The following is an 18570-nucleotide window of genomic DNA, read 5'->3' as shown; positions in this document are numbered from 1 at the left end:
GGTGTCCCGGACCTCGTGCACGATGCCTGGTTTCAGACCGGGTACGACGGGGGCTGGGCCGAGGGGAAACGATACACAAGCCCGCGAGAGGCGGCCAAAACGGCCGGCTCGGCCCGGGTCGTCAGCCCCAACGCGCGAGCGGCCCAGGTGGCCAGGGCCAGATAGACCAGAGACTGGGTCAGGGTGGGGATGATGTCCCACCACGACCCCGGCGGCGGATTGAGCGCGGAGGCCATGTCGCCGAAGGCGAGCGCGAGCCCGAAGGCCACGAAGTTGTTGAGCACATGCATGGCGATGCCGGCTTCGAGTCCACCGGTGAGGATGACCAGCAGACCGGCCACCAGCCCGAAGGCAAACCTGTCGAAGAAGACCGGCAGACTCTGGCCGAGCCCGTGGGCGAGTCCGAACAGCAGAGCCGGGATCACCACCGCGATGCTGCGGGACACGATCGGTGCACTGCGCGCGAACAGCCCACCGACCGCCTGGGTCAGATAGCCACGGAAGAGGTACTCCTCCCCCGCTGCCTGGAACGGCGTCAGCAATGCGATCACGAGCAGGTAGTCGCGCGTGGTGGAGGTGAAGTGGTTGAGATGCGCCGATGTGTCGCCCATCGAGCCGCTGCCGGGAAGCACCGCTCCTACGGCGACGGTGGCGGCCAGCGCGAGAACGGAGATCCCCAGGCAGACGGCGAAGTAGCCCCACCGGATCCGCGGCAGCACCGACGCCAGCCACCTCGGCTTGAGTGCGTGGAACACCCTGGTCAGGAACCACGAGATCGGGATGGCCGCAGCCAGGGTGAGATTGACGTAGGCCAACAGCGCGGGCGTGGGGTGAGCCACGTCGGACAGCGCCTGTCCCTCGGTCACCGGATCCAGGCCGGCGAGCGCGAACCCCACCATGAACACCAGCAGGATCAGCACCGGCACCACGAGCACGAACAAGACGAGCCCGGCCATGATGCCGATCAGCGGCCACCACCAACCCTTCCTGCCGGCACGGTGCAGCAGGTGATACTCCAGCGGCTCAAGCGGTTCTCCAGTCGGAGGCTCCGGTGGATAGGGGGCGTACTGGCCGTACGCCGGCGCTGAGGGGTACGCCGGATAGCCGGGTGGCTGCTGACCCGGCGGCGGATACCCCGGCGGTCCGGGCGGCATCGGCTGACCGGACGGCGCCGGCTGGCCAGGCTGTCCGCCGGGCGGGACCCACGAGCCGGACATCAGCCCAGCGCACCCTGCAGGCGCGCCAGCGACCGATCGCGGCCGAGCAGCTCCAACGACTCGAAGAGGGGCGGCGAGATCCGGCGACCGGTCACCGCCACCCGCACCGGCCCGAAGGCCAACCGCGGCTTGAGCTCCAGCCCATCGATCAGCGCGGCCCGCAGCGCCTCCTCGATGGCGTCCGTGGTCCACGAAGCCAGGCCGGCCAGGGCGTCGTACGCCGCCTGCACGACCTCCCGGCCAGCCTCGTCGACGGTGTCGACCCGCTCGAAGTCATCCTCGTCGACGAGGAGGAAGCCGAGCATGGCCGAGGCTTCGGTCAGCTTGTTCATCCGTTCGTGCACCAGCGGCATCGCGGCGTCCAGGGTGGCGCGCTGCCCGGTCGAGATCGGCGTGGACACCAGCCCGTCGGCCTGCAGGAAGGGGATCACCCGCTCGGTCATCTCCTCGAGCCCGATCAGCCGCATGTGGGCGGCGTTGATCGCCTCCGCCTTCTTGAGATCGAAGCGGGCCGGATTGGGGTTTACATCGGCGACGTCGAAGGCGGCATACATCTCCGCCATGGTGAAGACGTCGTTGTCCGGCGCGATCGCCCAGCCGAGCAGGGCGAGGTAGTTCAGCAGGCCCTCCGGCAGGAAGCCACCGTCGATGTAGCCCAGGAAGCTCGCCTCGGGGTCGCGCTTGGAGAGCTTCTTGTTGCCCTGCCCCATCACATAGGGCAGGTGGCCGAACTGCGGGGTGGCCTTCGCGACGCCGAGCTCGACCAGCGCGCCGTAGAGCGCGATCTGTCGGGGCGTGGACGACAGCAGATCCTCCCCACGCAGGACGTGGGTGATCTCCATCAGCGCGTCGTCGACCGGGTTGACCAGTGTGTAGAGCGGGTCGCCGTTGGCGCGACACAGCGCGAAGTCGGGCACGAACTCGGACTGGAAGGTGATCTCACCACGCACCAGGTCGGTCCAGGTGATCTCGCCGTCCGGCATCCGGAAGCGCACGATCGGGCGCCGTCCCTCGTGCTCGAAGGCTGTCCGCTGCTCGGCGGAGAGGGTGCGGCAGAAGCCGTCGTACCCCGCGACCTTGGAGCCACTCGCCTTGCGTCGTGCCTCGACCTCCTCGTTGGTGCAGAAGCAGTCGTAGACGAAGTCGGTCCCCCGCAGTCGGGTGAGGACGTCGTCGTAGATCGGGCGTCGCTCGCTCTGGCGGTACGGCGCGTGCGGGCCGCCCTTCTCGACCCCCTCGTCCCAGTCGAAGCCGCACCAGCGCATCACCCGGAGCACGGTGTCGTAGGACTCCTGGGAGTCGCGGGCGGCGTCGGTGTCCTCGATCCGGAAGACGAAGGTGCCGCCGTGGTGGCGGGCGAAGGCGTAGTTGAACAGGGCGGTGCGGGCCATGCCGACGTGCGGAGCACCGGTCGGGCTGGGGCAGAACCGGACCCGGACGGAGGGGTCCCGGTCGAGGGCAGAGTCAGTCACGGGAGGCGACTCTATTCGTCAGCGCGCCGATCCCCTGGATCGAGACCTCCACCTCGTCACCGACCGCCATCGGGCCGACGCCATCCGGGGTCCCGGTCAAGATCACGTCGCCAGGCAGCAGCGTCATCACGCTGGTGATCTGCGCGACCAGGGTGGGCACGTCGAAGACCAGATCGCCGGTGTTGCCGTCCTGGACGAGGTCGCCGTTGAGGTGAGTCTGGACCTGTCGCCCGCCCGCCTCGGGGCCGAAGTCGTGGGGATCCAGGTCCGTCTCGATCCACGGGCCCAACGGACAGAACGTGTCGAACCCCTTGGCCCGGGTGAACTGCACGTCCGCCCGCTGCAGGTCGCGCGCGGTCACGTCGTTGGCGATGGTGTAGCCGAAGATCACGTCGGTCGCCTGCTCGGGCGGCACGTCCTTGCAGATCCGGCCGATCACCAGCGCGAGCTCGCCCTCGTAGTGCAGCTCCTGGGTCTGGCGCGGGTAGACGATCTCGTCGTCGGGGCCGATCACCGAGGTGTTCGGCTTGAGGAACATCAGCGGCTCGGTGGGCACCTCGCCACCCATCTCCGCGGCGTGGGCGGCGTAGTTCTTGCCGATGGCCACCACCTTGCTGCGCGGGATCACCGGCGCGAGCAGGCGGACGCTCTCCAGCGAGAGGTGCTCATCGGTCGGCTGGATGCCGTTGTAGAGCGGGTCGCCGGAGAGGACGACGAGCTGCGCGTCCTCGCTCGGCTGGCCGAAGCGGTCCAGCTCCCCAGTCACCACGCCGTAGCGTGGGTCCTCCCCCGTCGTGAATCTCGCGATGCGCACGCGGATGAGCCTATCGGCCGCCGGGCTGCCTACGATCGCGTGGTGGAGAGCCCGGTGACGATGGCGGAGCAGGACTGGGTCCGCCGGGCCGAGGCGCACCGGCAGCGGCTCGCGCCCTATGTGGAGCCGCATCTGACGCGCCGCCGGGCAGGCGTGGCCCATCCTGTCCACGACTTCCTCTTCACCTACTACTCCCAGCGGCCGGCGCAGCTGACGCGGTGGCATCCCGGCTACGCCGTCGGGCTCACTGGCCCACGCGCGTCGTCGTACCTCGGTGAGAAGGGGTACGCCGAGTCGCCCGCCCGCGGCGTGAGCGTGACCCAGGAGCATCTCGCCTCGCAGCAGAAGCTGATCGAGAGCATCGCCAGGCTGCTGCGAGCCACCCAGAACCGCGCGGGCAACTTCGGCTGCTTCGGCTGGCACGAGTGGGCGATGGTCTATCGCCTCGGCGAGGACCAGACTCGCCATGCGGCCTGGCCGCTGCGACTCGGCGGCACCGGAACCGACGAGGTCGTCGAGGCCCAGCGGATCAACTGTTCACACTTCGATGCCTTCCGCTTCTTCACCGAGCCCGCGCGTCCGCTGAACACCCTCCAGCCGGGACGCGACGACCGGGCAGCCTTCGAGCAGCCCAGCTGCCTGCACGCCACCATGGACCTTTACAAGCACGCCTTCCGACTCACTCCCCTGATCGACTCCGATCTGGTGGCCGACTGCTTCGAGCTGGCCTGGGAGGTGCGCATCCTCGACATGCGCGCGGCGCCGTACGACCTCACCGGGCTGATCCTCGACCCCTCCGGCGAGGAGTGGGCCCCGGTGAAGATCGAGACCGCGGAGGGCCGACACTCTTATGCTGCGGCGCAGCGCGAGCTCGCGGAGCGGGCCGCGCCACTGCGCCATCGGCTCGTCGAGGCGTGCGAACGACTACGAGAAGGTGTCAGGCTGGAGGCATGACGATCGCGCGAGACATCGTCGTGCACGGCCTGGTCCAGGGCGTGTTCTTCCGCGGCACCTGCATGCAGGTCGCCCGCAGCCTCGAGGTCGCCGGCTGGGTGCGCAATGAGTACGACGGCACGGTGCGGCTCCATGCCGAGGGCAGCGAGGACGCCGTGGAGGCGCTGATCACCTGGTGCCGCGAGGGGCCGAAGCACGCCTCGGTCACCAAGGTCGACGTCACCGAGGCCCCGGTCGAGGGGCTCACGAACTTCGACGTCGGGTGGTGACGACGACGGCTAACATTCCCGATCCGGCCGAGCGGGTGGTGGCGAACTTCCTCCGTGAGGACGGCAGCCTGCACACGATCCCCCGCAAGCACACCAAGCGACTGGCCGTGCTCGACCACGTGGCCCAGTCCTTCGAGCCGGGGCGCACCTACCCCGAACAGGAGGTCACCACCATCCTGGTCCGCTTCCACCCCGACCACGCCGCGCTGCGGCGCTACCTGGTCGACGAAGGGTTCCTCACTCGCGAGGGTGGGGTCTACTGGCGCTCGGGTGGCACCTACTCGGTCTAACCACAATGCCGTCAACTTAAGCTGTGGTGGTTGTCACGGCGGCGCGCCGGTGTGGATGTCGATTCTGGTCGTGGTGCGGTGGGCGGGACCGCGGAGTCTGCCGCTGGCGGTATGTGGGGTGTAGTTCGAGATCGCTCGTTTGACCACGCGGGGGGCGTTACGGGCTCGGCGTTGGGGTAGCAGGTCGGCCAGGACTTGGCCGATGACGCCGACGATGTCGACCATGTTCTCGGCAGCGGTGGCGACGATCCCGGCGGCTGTGATGATCTGGTCGGCCTTGAGCCTGAGTTGGGCCAAACGCGTTAGTGCGTGACGCCGGGCGAGTTCAGTGCGTCGAGGATCTCTTGGTGCCCTGAGGTGACTTCGGGCCTGAAGGTCTGCCGGGCACCGTTGATCGCGATGGTCGCGCTGCGCAGCGGGCGTAGCTGTCGGACGATGTTGCCGATCGCCAGCCCGGTGCGGTTCTGGGCCTCGCGGGCGACGGCCAGTGCGGTAAACACGACGGTGAGGTGGGCCTCGATCGCGTCGCGGGTGTGGTGGAAGATCGGCCTGGCGCGCAGGTCGGTTTTGGACATGCGGAAGGACTGCTCGACGTGCCACAGGTCGTGGTACTTCGCGATGACCTCGGCGGCGGGCATCGTCGTGGCGTCGAGGTTGGTGACGTAGCCCTTCAACCCGACCAGCCGGCGAGCCCGTGCCAGTGATGCCTCGTCCAGGGTGGGTTTGCCCTTGCTGGTTTTGACGAACCGGGTGGCCTTCGCCTTCTTCTCACCGGCGATGACGTCCTTGGCCCGGTTCTCCTGAATGGTGAGCGTCTTGTTGTCACGCGCCGCGCGTTTGGCCGAGTAGGCCCACACCACCCGCCACGATCCCGGATGCTGCTGCCGGTCCCAGATCGGTTCGACCCTTTCCAGTTCGTCGTTGTCGATGACCCGGGCGTTCTTGGGTGTGGTGGTGTCGATGATCTGCCCGTCGGTGAACGCGTCCCCATGCCAGCGGAAGTGGGAGGCCAGGTCGATGGGTGCCTTCGTGGTGCGGGAGCCGACGATGAACCTCAAGTTAGCCCCGTCCAGAGCGGTGAGGTTCTTCGCCGAGAGCATCCCGGCATCGGCGACGATGACCATGTCAGCGATGCCATGCCGGTCAGCGAACTGTTCGATGATCGGGACGATCGTGGTCGTCTCTGCCGTGTCGCCCTCGAAACAGCCGATCTCCAGGGGGAATCCCTGCCGGTCGACCAATAGGCCGACCACGATTTGTGGGTCGATGCGACGCTCCTTGGAGTAGCCTACTTTGCGAAACGCGTCCTCGTTCTCGGCCTCGAAGTAGAGCGTCGTCACGTCGTACAGGCACAGTGAGACGTCCCCGGCCGAGAGGGCATGGGCAAAGCACCTGGCGGCGATCTGGTCGCGGTACTTGGCGGTCTTGACCCGTCGCAGGGTGCGTTTCATCGTCGAATACGACGACGCAGCAACACCCAGGTCGGCCAGCACCCGGGCACTGTCAAGCAGCGAGGTCGGCTCCACGATCCGCGCCACCACCAGGCTCCGGAACGTCTCGTCGCCCAGCACGTCGAATCCCAGCTCGTCGTAGACCGCCGTGAGAGCCTCGTACAGCAGCCGTGACCCCGTCGCCACCACCCGGCCGGGCCGGTCCCTGCCAGCACCCCGAGCAACACGGTCCTCCTCGATACCCGAGTCACGCCCGGCAACGTCGAACAGGAGCGGCTCGCCGACCTCGGGCACCAGCCCAGCCACCGCCGGCGTTGGCTCGACCTCGAGCGGCAGCAGTCCTTGTGACGGATCGGCCAGCAGTTCGCGGGCCTGCTCCAGCAACAGCCCGAGCTCGGCTTCGGTATGGGCCGAGCCGAGGTGCTTCACGATCCGCTGACGGCCCTGGCCGGCGTACTCCGCGACCTGCACCGCCGTCGCGCCCGACGCCGTTCGGACCCGTCGGATGAACGCCATCCAGTGACCCTAAACCGACCCCGTTAGTGCGTGGAAACCCACCAAACCCACCGCATCACCACAGGTCACAGGCCTACGACCCGACACAACCCAAGCGCGTGACCCAAGTCAGGGTGGCGACGATCCCGGCGGCTGTGATGATCTGGTCGGCCTTGAGCACCGCCAGGATATGGGTGTTGGCGTTGTTGCGCACGGTGTGGGTGAACGCCCAGCCGGTGTGACACAGGTGAGGTTCACCGTGCGGGCGAACTTCAGGGACGGCCCGCAGTGCGCGACGGTGTCGCCGTCGCAAGGATCAGCCGGGCGTCGTAGGAGAACTGTCCGCCCGCTGCTTCCTCGGCTTCGCAGCGACCTGGCGCCCCGCATCCGGTGGCCGTTTCGCAGCCGCTGTCAGCTGGCGCCGGGCGTTGTCACGCGACCAGCCCGTGACCGCGACCACCTCGTCGAGAATCTGGCCCTCAATCTTCGTGGCCTGCTTGTACGCCTTCGCGTACCTCGTCGTGATCTCGGCACGTGACTGCATCGACAACCCCTCGTCCATGCCCGATCACGCTCACCGTTTCGCGGGCATTCCTACGTGAGGCACGGAACGCGTTTCGCGGGCAGTTTTCGTGAGTCTCGTCGACCGATTGCGCGCCATTCTGGTGTGCCGTACGCTAGAAATTCGAGACCGTATGGACTCAACTCGGGGAGGTTGCAGTTGTGCCGAGGCTATGGGTTCGGGTGGGAACCCTAGGTCTCATCTTGGCGACAACGTTCACGGCCGGGCTTTCGCCAGATGCGTCTGCAGCCGGTCAGGACGGCTCGTCTACCACGCATCATGGACCTGGTTCGTCATCCCAGTACATGTACTGGGACATTAGCGAACATCGTGTCCGCATGAGGTGAATCCCGGAGATGCGATGCCCGATACTGTCTGCCAAGAGGTCAAGTTGGACTGGGGAACCGAGGGCTCTGGCCACTACGACGCTCGAGTGACTCGTGTCTGCAAGCCCGGGGGGCACATTCAGACCAATGGGGACTCCAGTACCAGCGGCCACTGGGTTGAGCCCGCTGGCTTCGAAGGGCGCGATGTCGAGCGAATCCGCGAGGCTGTTGCTTACACCATCAGCGATGATTCGCCGCTATGGGTTCTCTCTTCGCCCTCGCCCAGTTGGGCGTTCAAGGTGTCAGGCGACGACAACGTATACAACAACGGGGATACTGCTCACCCACTCGGGCACGCTCCTAAGACGCGGACATCATGGTGGGCGCGCGTTCGAACCCGCTACAACAACGGTGACGCCAACTACTCACAGAACCTCTCGCTTCCGTTCAGCTGTCCCCGGGGTCCAGCTGGGGGTGCTTGCTCATGAAGGGCCCCCGTGCATGCCGACGCTCCGTGACCGCGCTCGCGCTCGGTGCGGTAGTCCTCGTCGGTTCCTGCGGGACGCAGACGGCGACTAGGCAAGGACCACCCTCGCCATCGAACGCAGTCGACAGCGAGGCTCAGGCGATTCGGAAGGAGACTTACGCCTTCTACGACTCCTGGACGGGCGGACGGTCGGGACAGACCGCGGCGGAGGTGCTGATCGTCCACGACACCAACGGCCCGCTCTCGGAGTGCCTGAATCGAGCAGGCTACGACGTCACCTGGGAGCGCGGGATCTCAGGCACCACTTTCATGGACGGGTTGAACGCAAGTCGATGGCTACGGGATCCGCTCAGCCGCCGCTACACCTGGATGGCCGTCATGGACGCGTTCAGTGCCCGAGTGGAAGACCGGCAGATGCACGACAAGCGGGTGCCCGACGATGTCGTTGACTCCTGCCTACGTTCGTCCCGACCGATCGGCGACGAAGGCGTCCTCAAGACCAGCCTGCCCCCGGTGCAGCAGAGGCTCATGGCTGACTGGGATGCCCGCATCACCGAAGCGGTGGCATCCGTAGCAGGTGACCGCGAGGGCTACGAGACCTGCGTGCTCGACGGCGACCTCCCTGAAGCCTTTGCCGAACCGGAAGACACCGAAGAACTCCTCGACGCAATCGACGCCGCGATGCCGCCTGTTGAGGAGGTCCCGCTCGGAGACGAGGAGCCCTCCCCAAACTGGCAGAAGTGGTTGGACGTGGAAGAGCAGCTGCTCGAGGTGGAGTGGACCTGCGCCGAGCCCGTTTACTCCGATGCCATGCGGCAGCTCCCAAGGGTGATTGATGAGTTCGCCGCCGACCACGAAGACGAGATCGCCGAGTTGGTGGCGCACTGGCAACGCGTCAAGAGTGATGCCCGCGCCCTGGGCTGGACCGAGGACCGCCCATTCCTCTCCAGTACTCTGGAAGGCTGGGTCAACCCTGAGACGGAGTACCCGCCAGCACTGGATGAGGTTGCCGCCCCGTGAGGCAGATGCTGCTCCACGGTCGTGAGGATAGGAGGCGTGTGTAGGTCTAGTGGCAATGCCGTCAACTTAAGCTGTGGTGGTTGTCACGGCGGCGCGCCGGTGTGGATGTCGATTCTGGTCGTGGTGCGGTGGGCGGGACCGCGGAGTCTGGGGAAGGAGAAGCTTCTTGGTCGTTGTCTCTCTTACCCGGACTCCGTTGCACCCACAGCCCAACACGCCGACAACAGAGCTTGACCCCATCGCGCCAGCCTTAAGTTGACGGCATTGGGTCTAGCCAGCCCAACCCGGAGGACGTCGGTCTGCCCACGGATGGGCGGCCTCGACCTGCGCCGAGAGGGAGAGCAGGAGCGCCTCCTCGGCCGGACGAGCGGCGAGCATGATCCCGACCGGGAGACCCTCGGGGGTCCAGTGCAGTGGCAGTGACACCGCCGGCATGCCGGTGACGTTCCAGGCGGAGGTCCACGGAGTGAAGGCCTTCTGCGCCTCGAAGTCCGCCATCGGATCGGCATCGTTGCGGAGCGCACCCACGGGCAACGGAGGCTGGGCGAGAGTCGGGGTCAGCACGGCGTCGTACGGCGCCAACGCGGCCAGCGCGGCGGCGGCCACTCGGCGGATCTCGCCCAACGCGAGCCCGAACTGCGGACCGGACACGGCGCGGCCGCGCTCGGTCAGCCACCGGGTCAGCGGCCGGAGCTGCTCCTCGCTCGCCCCAGGTGGCAGCACGGTCAGCCCGGTGAGCACCGCCCAGCAGGTCTCGAAGACCGGGACCGCAGCCTCGGGCAGCGGCACCGGAATGTCGACGACCTCGTGACCGAGCGACTCCAGCAACCGGGAGGCGTCCTCCCAGACGGCGACAACCTCGGGGTGCACGGGAGCGTCGGCGATGACCGGCTCGACGAAGCGGGCGATCCGGAGGCGGCCGGGGTCGCGGTCACAGGCGGCCAGGAAGGGCTCTGCCTCCGGGGGCGCCCAGAACGGGTCGCCCACCTGGCGTCCGGCCAGGATGTCCAGCATCGCCGCGGCGTCGCGGACGGTGTGCGCGATCGGACCGGCGGTCGACAGCCCCACCGGGTCGCCGTACATCGGCGCTCCCGAGACCCGCCCGCGAGACGGCTTGAGCCCGAAGAGCCCGCAGCACGAGGCCGGGATCCGAATGGAGCCGCCACCGTCCGAGCCCTGCGCGATCGGGACCAGGCCGGCCGCCACCGCGGCAGCCGCGCCGCCGGAGGAGCCACCCGCCATTCGAGTGCGGTCCCACGGGGTGACCGCAGCGGGACGGCCCTCGGGCTCGGTGTAGCACGGTGAGCCGAACTCGGGGGTGGCCGTCTTGCCCAGACTGATCAGGCCGGCCTGCTCCAGCGACAGCACCACCTGGTCGGAGAACGGCGGCACGTAGCCGACGAACGTCGGCGATCCGAACTGCGTCGGCACGCCCGCCGTCAGGTTGAGGTCCTTGATCGCGGTCGGCACGCCGAACAGCGGCGACGGGTGGTCGCTCTCCGTCATGCTCGCTGCCAGTGCCTCCGCCCGCTCCAGCGCAAGGTCGGTGGTGCGGGTCACGAAGGCGCCGACGTCGTCGACGCGCTCGGCGAAGTGTCGGACCAGCTCCGCTGGCGAGACGGTACGGCGGTGCACCAGGTCGCCGAGCTCGAGTGCGGTCAGGTCATGGAGCTCGCTCACCCCGCTGACGCTACCCGGGTCAGCGATGGTGCTTGCGCAGCCCGAAGGTGAGCCCGTCGACCAGGGCACCCCAGGAGGCCTCGACCACGTTGGCGCCGATACCGACGGTGTCCCAACTCGACTCCCCGTCGGTGGTCTCGATCAGCACCCGGGTGACCGCGTCGGTGCCGTGCCCCTGGTCGAGGATGCGCACCTTGTAGTCGATCAGCTCGAACTTCGCGACCTCCGGGTAGGCCTGGGTGATGGCCTGCCGCAGCGCCGAGTCGAGCGCGTTCACGGGGCCGTTGCCCTCGCCGGTGACCACATAGCGCACGCCGCCGGCGACCAGCTTGACGGTCGCCTCCGAGATCGCTTCGTCGCCGGGGCGGGTCTCGGTGATCACCCGCCAGGACTCGGTCTCGAAGTAGGTCGGCCGGTGGCCTTCGACCTCCTCCACCAAGAGCAGCTCGAAGGAGGCGTCGGCTGCCTCGAAGGTGAAGCCCTTGGCCTCCATCTCCTTGACCCGGGCCGTCACCCGCTCCACCAGCGCCTTGTCACCGGAGAGGTCGAAGCCGAGCTCGCGGCCCTTCAGCTCGATCGAGGCGCGACCGGCCATGTCGGAGACCAGCAGCCTCATGTCGTTGCCGACCTCGACCGGGTCGAGGTGCTGGTAGAGGTTGGGGTCCACCTTGATCGCCGAGGCGTGCAGGCCTGCCTTGTGCGCGAACGCCGAGGTGCCGACGTAGGGCTGCCGCGACGCCGGCGGGACGTTGGTCACCTCGGCGACGGCATGCGCGATCCGGGTGGCCTCGCGCAGCATTCCTTGCGGCAGCACGGAGCGCTCGAGCTTGAGTTCGAGGTTGGCTACCACCGCGACCAGGTCCGCGTTGCCGGTGCGCTCGCCGTACCCGTTGATGGTGCCCTGCACGTGCGAGGCGCCCGCACTGACGGCAGCCAGGGTGTTGGCGACCGCGCAGCCGGTGTCGTTGTGGCAGTGGATGCCGACCCGGGCGCTAGTGGCGTCGATGACCTCGCCGACCACGTCGCCTACGCGATCGGGCAGCATGCCGCCATTGGTGTCGCACAACGCGATCACCTCCGCGCCGGCCTCGGCTGCGGTGCGGAGCACCTCGAGTGCGTACGCCCGATTGGCGCGGTAGCCGTCGAAGAAGTGCTCGGCGTCGAGGAAGACCTGCTGCCCCTCCGCGCGCAGGTGGGCGACGGTGTCGCGCACCATCGCCAGGTTCTCCTCCAGCGTGGTGCGCAGCGCGAGCTCGACATGGCGGTCGTGGGACTTGGCGACCAGGGTGACCGTGGGGGCGCCGGAGTCACGCAGCGCGGCCACTAGCGGGTCGTCCGCCGCCGCGACGCCGGCGCGGCGGGTCGCGCCGAAGGCGACCAGCCGTGCGTTGCCCAGGTCGAGCTCGGCCGCCGCCCGGCGGAAGAACTCGGTGTCCTTCGGGTTGGCCCCCGGCCAACCACCCTCGATGAACCCCACCCCGAGTCCGTCCAGCTGCCGCGCAATGGTCAGCTTGTCGGCCACGGAGAGGTTGAGCCCCTCCTGCTGGGCGCCGTCGCGCAGCGTGGTGTCGTAGACGTGGAAGGAGCCCTGCAGGTCCATCGGTCTCTCTATCTGTTGATCTGTGATGTGGTGGTCTGGTGATCTGGCAGTTGGTAGACGGTCTCGGAGCAACAAAAAACCTCCCGTGGGAACGAGAGGTTGGCGCGTCGATGAGTAATCGACGCGCTAGCAAATGATGACGGTGCAGTTCTGCATGCCGTCCATGGTGGCACGCTCCACCTCGTCGGCGGACACCGGGTCTCGCATCGCGGGCAGCCCGGCTGATCTCTTGGGCGCCACTCAGGGCAGGGTGACGTTGTGCACCGGCGCGGTGTTCGGACCGCGCTCGAGGGCCAACTCGGCCACGCCGCTAGCGGCAGCCAGCACCACCAAGAGGGCGATAAACCACGCCACCGGCCGAGCGGCGAGCGGGTGCGTGATCCGTTGCAAGGGCCCGCGCACCCGAGAAGCCCCAGGACCACACCAGAGCGCCACAGCCAGCAGCAACCCGGCGGTAGCCAGGATGCCGATCGCCGCTCGCCGCTCCCCGGTGCCGAAGAACGCATAACCCAACAGCCCGCCGGCCAGGGAGAGCCCGCCCGCCCACAGGGCCAGCATGATCGTGCCGGGGATCGACTGCACCAGATGCCACGGCGTGGCCAGCATCACCTGCGGAGAGTCGTACCACCTGCTCCCCCGCAGCTGGCGGCGAGTTGACGCAGCCGATCCCGCCAGCGAGCCGCTGCGCAGCAGCCAGGCGAGGAACAGCACACCGACGGTGCCCCAGACGGGGTACGCCGCCACCACGGCGGCCACCAACAGCCCCACCGCGGCCGTGAACGCAGCGCGCCGGAGTCGCTCACCCAGTGGTGCCGGTGGTGGCTCGAGCCAGACGGGCAAGGGGTAGTCCGCCACCGGAGGCGCCGGATAGGGCGCCGGAGAGGGTTGGACTGGCAACGGCTGCACCGGCGGCGGGTAGGCCGTCTCCACCCGAGTCGGCGGGAGCGGCCGAGCGATCTCCGCCGGTGCCGCCTCCGGCACGGTCGCCTCGCGGGCGGCGCCGAGCGCGGCGACCGCGAGCGGCATGGTGAACGGATCCTCCGGCGGCGCCGGACGCGGCGCGGTGGCGGGTGCCGGCGACTGCAGGGTCCGCAGGTGCGCCAGGATCTGCGACAGGTCCGGCCGGCGATCCGGATCCGGATCGAGCGCGGCAGCGACCACGCGGCGCAACGGGTCCGGGAGACCGCTGAGGTCGTGCTCGCCGCGGCGGACCCGATCCATGATCGCCATCGACGGCCCACGACCAAACGGCGGATGGCCGGTTCCGGCGTAGGCGACCGTGGCCGCCCAGGAATGCACGTCGGAGGCCGTCGTGGCGTCCTGCCCGTAGAGGATCTCCGGTGCCAGGTAGCCCGGCGTGCCGAGCAGCCAGCCGGTGTGCGTGAGCCGCGGGTCGTCGGCGACCCGGGCGAGGCCGAAGTCGATGAGGACCGGTGAGCGGCCCTCCATCAGCACGTTGGAGGGTTTGACATCGCGGTGCAGCACGTCGCAGGCGTGCACCGCAGCCACGGCCTCGGCCAGACAGACGGCGAACCAGGTCAGGTCGGCGCCCTCGATCGGGCCCTCCTCGATGACATGGTCGTGCAGCGAGAGCCCGGGGACGTAGCGGGTGGCCACGAACGGCACCGGACCCCACGGATCGGCGTCCACGATCTCGGCGATCCGCGCCGACTGGATCCGACTCAACGAGCCGACCTCACGGGCCAGCCGGGCCCGGGCCTCGTCGTCGCCGACGATGTGCGGCCGCAGCACCTTGAGCGCGACGCGGGGGCCACCGGGCTGCTGGGCGAGGTGCACCACGCCCATCCCGCCCTCGCCGATCCGCGTGAGCAAGGTGTAGCCGCCGACCGTCAGGCCAGGCGGGGCCACCGGCGGCCGCGGAGTCGTCGTCACGCCACGAGAGTACCTGTCGGCACTCCCGACTCCGGTCTCCTCGAGATGCTCGTCGTGGTCAGCGGAGCGTCAGCAGACTCGGTGCATCCATGCGTGGGTGTCCTCGGCACGGCCGTACTGGATGTCCACCAGCGCCTGCCGCAGCCGCATTGTCACCTCCCCGGCCGACTCCACTTCGGGGGTCTGGCCGCCCTCCCATCGCAGCGACCCGACGGGGGTGACCACCGCTGCGGTGCCGCACGCGAACACTTCGCTGATGGCGCCGCTGGTCACGCCGTCGCGCCACTCGTCGATCGAGATCCGACGCTCGGTCACCTGGTGGCCGAGCTTGCCGGCCAGCTCGATGATCGAGCGGCGGGTGATGCCTTCGAGGATGGTGCCGGTCTCGGGGGTGACGATGCGGCCGTCGGCATACACGAAGTACATGTTCATGCCGCCGAGCTCCTCGACGTAGCGCCCCTCCTGGGCGTCCAAGAAGACGACCTGGTCGCAGCCGTGGGCCATCGCCTCCTGCTGTGCGACCAGGCTGGCGGCGTAGTTGCCGCCAGTCTTGGCTGCCCCCATGCCTCCTCGCCCGGCACGGGTGTACTCCGTGGAGAGCCACAGATCCACCGGACGCACACCCTTGGCGAAATAGGCCCCAGCGGGGCTGAGGATCACCGAGAACGTCACATGCCGCGCGGGCCGCACCCCGAGGAAAGCCTCGGAGGCGAACACAAACGGGCGGACGTAGAGGCTCTTCTCCCCCGCGTTGTCGGGGACCCAGCGCTGGTCGACCCGGATCAACTCGTCGATGGCCTCGATGAAGTCCTCGGTCTCCAGGACCGGGAGAGCCAGCCGCGCCGACGAGCGTCCCAACCGCTCTCCGTTGGCCTCCGGTCGGAACGTCCAGATCGAGCCGTCGTCGTGACGGTAGGCCTTCATCCCCTCGAAGATCTCTTGGGCGTAGTGCAGGACAGCGGTGGCCGGGTCCAGCGAGAAGGGACCGTACGGCGTGATGCGGGCGTTCTGCCAGCCGCCTTCGGGGGTCCACTCGACCACGAACATGTGGTCGGTGAAGTGCACGCCGAAGCCGGGGTTGGCCAAGATCTCGGCCAGTCGGTCGTCGTCGACGGCGTTCGTCGACAGGGTCGTCGTGATCTGCATACCAGGCACGGTAGCCCACCTTTCCGGGCGGAGGTCGAGGGCCGAGGGTGGAGGGTGGAGGAGCCGAGGATCAGGCGGATACCCGGGCGGCGACGGCGTCGCCGATCTCGGCGGTGCTCCGCTGCGTGCCGGGAGCACGCTCGGTCAGGTCGGCGAGGACCGCCGACTCGACGGTCGTCGCGGCGTCGGCATGCCCGAGGTGGTCGAGCAGCAGACCGACGGAGAGGATCGCGGCGGTGGGGTCGGCCTTCTGTTGCCCGGCGATGTCGGGCGCCGAACCGTGCACGGGCTCGAACATCGAGGGCGTGGTGCGGTCGGGGTTGATGTTGCCCGAGGCAGCCAGCCCGATGCCGCCGGTCACGGCCGCGGCGAGGTCGGTGATGATGTCGCCGAACAGGTTGTCGGTGACGATCACGTCGAAGCGCGCCGGGTCGGTCACCAAGAAGATGGTGGCCGCGTCGACGTGCAGGTAGTCCACGCTCACCTCGGGGAACTCGCGGGCGACCTCGCCGACCAGGCGCGACCACACTCCGCCGGCGTGGACCAGGACGTTGGTCTTGTGGACCAGGGTCAGCTTCTTGCGGCGCCGCATCGCCCGAGCGAAGGAGTCTCGAACGACCCGCTCCACGCCGTACGCCGTGTTGACCGAGACCTCGGTTGCCACCTCCGCCGGCGTGCCGGCGCGCAGCACGCCGCCGTTGCCGGTGTAGGGGCCCTCGGTGCCCTCGCGGACCACCACGAAGTCGATCTCGCCGGGATCGGCGAGCGGCGACGCGACGCCGGGGAAGATCCGCGACGGACGCAGGTTGACGTAGTGGTCCAGCTCGAAGCGCAGCCGCAGCAGCAGGCCCCGCTCCAAGATCCCGGGCGGGAGGTTCGGGTCGCCGGGCTTGCCGCCCACAGCGCCGAGCAGGATCGCGTCGTGCCCACCGATCTCCTCCAGCACCGAGTCGGGGAGCACTTCGCCGGTCGCGAGGTAGCGCTCGGCACCCAGGTCGTAGCGGGTCGGCTCGATCTTGACGGGTGCGACCGCCTCGAGCACCTTCAATGCTTCGGCGGTCACCTCTTGGCCGATCCCGTCGCCGGGGATGACAGCGAGGCGGATGGCGTCTGTGGTGGGGGGCATGGGTGGCAACGCTACTAGTCGTCTAGTTGTCGTCGGGGCGCTGGCCGCCGTTGTCTCGCAGGTCAAGCGCGGCCTGGACGGCCTCGGCGCTCATCGGGTTCTGCGGGTCGTGGCTGGCTGGTCCCCACTCGGGGTACATGTCGTAGAACATCGGTTCGGCTTTCACAAACTGGAGGAACGGGCGGTGTGGACGGACCTGGCCTCTCGACCCGGCGCGCCCCCCGCGGCGAGCGATGGCGGGCGGACGCGGATCACGCGTCGTCGGCCGGTCATCGAACCTCGTGAACCGCGGATCGCACGTGAACCGGAGGCGACCCGCCGCGGAGGCAGCTACTGGGCTGAAGAGAGGAACTGCAAGGCCACGCCACGCCGAACACCGCGGCGAGGTGGCCTTGCTACGAGGCCTCGCCGCGGCAGTCGATGAGTACGAACACGCTCCGCATAGTGAGCCAACCGTACGACGACCGTCGCCGGTGCGCCCACCAGTCCGCGCACCTTCTCATCATCCGAGACATCGATCTCGAAATGACACACTCTCCGACATGAGCGCGCCCCCCGAGGTCCCCGCGATCGTCTCGCGAGCCTTCGAGGTGTCGCGGCGCGCCGGCTACGCGTCGTTCTGCCGCAACGAGACGGGGCGGCTGCTGGCGACCCTTGCCGCCACCAGGAGCGGGACCCTCGCCGAGTTCGGCACCGGCTGCGGGGTCGGCACTGCATGGCTGCGTTCGGGGGTCCGGGGCGACACCCGCATCCTCAGCGCGGAGCTGGATCCGAAGCTGGCCCAGGCGGCGGCCGACATCTTCGTCGACGACCCTCAGGTCGACGTGCTCGCGGCGGACTGGTCCACGCTGCTCGACAAGGGCCCCTTCTCGCTGCTGTTCCTCGACCCCGGGGAGTTCGCCGAGCTCCGGGTGGATCAGGTCGCCGACCTGCTCGAAGAGGGCGGCATCGTGGTGCTGGACGACTTCACGCCGTGCGAGAGCTGGCCGCCGATCGCCTACGGCCGGGTGGACACGCTCCGCGAGGAGTGGCTGACCGACGAGCGCTTCACGGCTGTCGAGGTGATGCTCTCCCCCGATGCCTCTGCCATCATCGCGACGCGTCGCTGACCGGCTCCCGCTCCTCGAGCGGGACGGTGAACAGCGGCAGCAGGTGCTGGGTCAGCGGGCCGATGGCGATGGCGTAGAGGACCGTGCCGACCCCGAGGACGCCGCCCAGCAGCCACCCGACGGCGACCACGACGACCTCGAGTGAGGTCCGGACCAGGCGGAGCGACCAGCCGGTGCGACGCGACCAACCGGTCATCAGTCCGTCGCGCGGTCCCGGACCGAGCTGCGCACCGATGTAGAGCGCCGTCGCCAGAGCGTTGCCGAGGATGCCCACCACCATGAACGCGATCCGGATCGCCACCGCCGACGGCGCCGTCACCATGGCCAAGGTGACATCGAGCGCCACCCCGATCAGCACCGCGTTGAGGATGGTGCCGAGCCCGGGCGCCTGCCGCAGCGGGATCCACAGCAGCAGGACCACGAAGGACGCCACCACGACGACCTGGCCGATGCTCAGCGGCAGATGCAGCGCGAGACCGTAGTGGAGCACGTCCCAGGGCACCTGACCCAGGCCACTGCGGATCATCAGTCCCATCGACACGCCGTAGAGCCACAGCCCGACCAGCAGCTGCGCAAGGCGGCGCGGCATCCGGCCGGCGCGCAGCTGCTCGGCCGGGCCGAGGTTGGCCAAGGGGGTCTGAGTCACGGTGCCCATCGTC

Annotated in this window: 18 protein-coding genes; 5 read left to right on the top strand and 13 right to left on the bottom strand. The window is 68.8% G+C overall.

The features are described 5' to 3' along the window. Positions 1-32 precede the first annotated feature (32 nt). From QM714_RS01080 to QM714_RS01070, 3 genes are read right to left on the bottom strand one after another with little or no spacing between them, the layout of a single operon-like run. Positions 33-1217: a lysostaphin resistance A-like protein gene (locus QM714_RS01080; RefSeq protein WP_415096771.1), complete on the bottom strand. Its 1185-nt coding sequence runs from the start codon at positions 1215-1217 to the stop codon at positions 33-35. Beyond that, positions 1217-2689: a glutamate--tRNA ligase gene (gene gltX, locus QM714_RS01075; RefSeq protein ID WP_415096769.1), complete on the bottom strand. Its 1473-nt coding sequence runs from the start codon at positions 2687-2689 to the stop codon at positions 1217-1219. The genes QM714_RS01080 and gltX overlap by 1 nt, the downstream gene beginning before the upstream one ends. After that, a complete protein-coding gene (locus QM714_RS01070; RefSeq protein ID WP_415096767.1) occupies positions 2682-3503 on the bottom strand; it encodes a fumarylacetoacetate hydrolase family protein in 822 nt (273 codons plus the stop codon). Before QM714_RS01070 ends, gltX begins: the two co-directional genes overlap by 8 nt. A gap of 60 nt (positions 3504-3563) precedes the next feature. On the opposite strand from QM714_RS01070, the gene QM714_RS01065 reads away from it, so the two are divergent. The 3 genes from QM714_RS01065 to QM714_RS01055 are packed head-to-tail and all read left to right on the top strand — an operon-like array spanning position 3564 to position 5016. Continuing rightward, the gene (locus tag QM714_RS01065; protein ID WP_415100927.1) at positions 3564-4457 is read left to right on the top strand and encodes a 3-methyladenine DNA glycosylase; all 894 of its coding nucleotides are present in this window, start codon (positions 3564-3566) and stop codon (positions 4455-4457) included. After that, a complete protein-coding gene (locus QM714_RS01060; RefSeq protein ID WP_415096765.1) occupies positions 4454-4726 on the top strand; it encodes an acylphosphatase in 273 nt (90 codons plus the stop codon). The genes QM714_RS01065 and QM714_RS01060 overlap by 4 nt, the downstream gene beginning before the upstream one ends. Further along, positions 4723-5016, top strand: coding sequence for a DUF2087 domain-containing protein (locus tag QM714_RS01055; protein WP_415096763.1), 294 nt, complete (start codon positions 4723-4725; stop codon positions 5014-5016). The genes QM714_RS01060 and QM714_RS01055 overlap by 4 nt, the downstream gene beginning before the upstream one ends. Positions 5017-5049: 33 nt before the next feature. Here the strand turns inward: QM714_RS01055 and QM714_RS01050 are convergent, their stop codons facing one another. The 3 genes from QM714_RS01050 to QM714_RS01040 form a co-directional block, all read right to left on the bottom strand. Next, positions 5050-5313 carry a hypothetical protein gene (locus tag QM714_RS01050; RefSeq protein ID WP_415096761.1) on the bottom strand — a complete coding sequence of 88 codons (264 nt, stop codon included), beginning with the start codon at positions 5311-5313 and terminating at the stop codon, positions 5050-5052. Positions 5314-5318: 5 nt separating this feature from the next. Next, positions 5319-6983, bottom strand: a complete 1665-nt coding sequence (locus tag QM714_RS01045; protein WP_415096759.1) for an IS1634 family transposase — start codon at positions 6981-6983, stop codon at positions 5319-5321. A gap of 295 nt (positions 6984-7278) precedes the next feature. Beyond that, entirely contained in the window at positions 7279-7506 is a 228-nt protein-coding gene (locus QM714_RS01040; RefSeq protein WP_415096757.1) for a hypothetical protein, read from the bottom strand. Positions 7507-8364: 858 nt separating this feature from the next. On the opposite strand from QM714_RS01040, the gene QM714_RS01035 reads away from it, so the two are divergent. Continuing rightward, positions 8365-9357: a hypothetical protein gene (locus tag QM714_RS01035; RefSeq protein ID WP_415096755.1), complete on the top strand. Its 993-nt coding sequence runs from the start codon at positions 8365-8367 to the stop codon at positions 9355-9357. A 270-nt stretch (positions 9358-9627) separates the two neighbouring features. Here QM714_RS01035 and QM714_RS01030 read toward each other — a convergent pair whose 3' ends face one another. From QM714_RS01030 to QM714_RS01005, 6 genes are all read right to left on the bottom strand, one after another. Continuing rightward, positions 9628-11037, bottom strand: a complete 1410-nt coding sequence (locus QM714_RS01030) for an amidase (RefSeq protein WP_415096753.1) — start codon at positions 11035-11037, stop codon at positions 9628-9630. Between the two features lie 19 nt (positions 11038-11056). Further along, on the bottom strand, positions 11057-12637 hold the full coding sequence (cimA, locus tag QM714_RS01025) for a citramalate synthase (RefSeq protein WP_415096751.1): 1581 nt from the start codon (positions 12635-12637) through the stop codon (positions 11057-11059). A gap of 240 nt (positions 12638-12877) precedes the next feature. After that, a complete protein-coding gene (locus tag QM714_RS01020; RefSeq protein ID WP_415096749.1) occupies positions 12878-14530 on the bottom strand; it encodes a serine/threonine-protein kinase in 1653 nt (550 codons plus the stop codon). 69 nt (positions 14531-14599) lie between these two features. Further along, positions 14600-15676 (bottom strand): branched-chain amino acid aminotransferase, encoded by a 1077-nt coding sequence (locus QM714_RS01015; RefSeq protein WP_415096747.1) that lies wholly within the window; start codon positions 15674-15676, stop codon positions 14600-14602. Positions 15677-15746: 70 nt separating this feature from the next. After that, positions 15747-16802 carry a 3-isopropylmalate dehydrogenase gene (locus QM714_RS01010; protein WP_415096745.1) on the bottom strand — a complete coding sequence of 352 codons (1056 nt, stop codon included), beginning with the start codon at positions 16800-16802 and terminating at the stop codon, positions 15747-15749. Positions 16803-16824: 22 nt separating this feature from the next. Beyond that, on the bottom strand, positions 16825-16953 hold the full coding sequence (locus tag QM714_RS01005; protein ID WP_415096743.1) for a hypothetical protein: 129 nt from the start codon (positions 16951-16953) through the stop codon (positions 16825-16827). A 391-nt stretch (positions 16954-17344) separates the two neighbouring features. Here QM714_RS01005 and QM714_RS01000 point away from each other — a divergent pair, with 391 nt between their 5' ends. Then, a complete protein-coding gene (locus QM714_RS01000; protein ID WP_415096741.1) occupies positions 17345-17911 on the top strand; it encodes an O-methyltransferase in 567 nt (188 codons plus the stop codon). Here the strand turns inward: QM714_RS01000 and QM714_RS00995 are convergent. Further along, positions 17892-18566: a YczE/YyaS/YitT family protein gene (locus QM714_RS00995; RefSeq protein WP_415096739.1), complete on the bottom strand. Its 675-nt coding sequence runs from the start codon at positions 18564-18566 to the stop codon at positions 17892-17894. The two genes, QM714_RS01000 and QM714_RS00995, sit on opposite strands and share 20 nt — an antisense overlap. Positions 18567-18570: the final 4 nt, after the last annotated feature.

Source organism: Nocardioides sp. (assembly GCF_047602075.1).
Classification (GTDB): domain Bacteria; phylum Actinomycetota; class Actinomycetes; order Propionibacteriales; family Nocardioidaceae; genus Nocardioides.
This window is presented reverse-complemented; position numbering and strand designations above follow the sequence as displayed.

Excerpts from the sequence above, each read along its gene's own strand:
- QM714_RS01080 (WP_415096771.1), bottom strand. The coding sequence starts at position 1,217 with ATGTCCGGCTCGTGGGTCCCGCCCGGCGGACAGCCTGGCCAGCCGGCG.
- QM714_RS01065 (WP_415100927.1), top strand. The coding sequence starts at position 3,564 with ATGGCGGAGCAGGACTGGGTCCGCCGGGCCGAGGCGCACCGGCAGCGG.
- QM714_RS01060 (WP_415096765.1), top strand. The coding sequence starts at position 4,454 with ATGACGATCGCGCGAGACATCGTCGTGCACGGCCTGGTCCAGGGCGTG.
- QM714_RS01045 (WP_415096759.1), bottom strand. The coding sequence starts at position 6,983 with ATGGCGTTCATCCGACGGGTCCGAACGGCGTCGGGCGCGACGGCGGTG.
- QM714_RS01040 (WP_415096757.1), bottom strand. The coding sequence starts at position 7,506 with ATGCAGTCACGTGCCGAGATCACGACGAGGTACGCGAAGGCGTACAAG.
- cimA (WP_415096751.1), bottom strand. The coding sequence starts at position 12,637 with ATGGACCTGCAGGGCTCCTTCCACGTCTACGACACCACGCTGCGCGAC.
- QM714_RS01015 (WP_415096747.1), bottom strand. The coding sequence starts at position 15,676 with ATGCAGATCACGACGACCCTGTCGACGAACGCCGTCGACGACGACCGA.
- QM714_RS01010 (WP_415096745.1), bottom strand. The coding sequence starts at position 16,802 with ATGCCCCCCACCACAGACGCCATCCGCCTCGCTGTCATCCCCGGCGAC.
- QM714_RS01005 (WP_415096743.1), bottom strand. The coding sequence starts at position 16,953 with ATGTTCTACGACATGTACCCCGAGTGGGGACCAGCCAGCCACGACCCG.
- QM714_RS01000 (WP_415096741.1), top strand. The coding sequence starts at position 17,345 with ATGAGCGCGCCCCCCGAGGTCCCCGCGATCGTCTCGCGAGCCTTCGAG.
- QM714_RS00995 (WP_415096739.1), bottom strand. The coding sequence starts at position 18,566 with ATGGGCACCGTGACTCAGACCCCCTTGGCCAACCTCGGCCCGGCCGAG.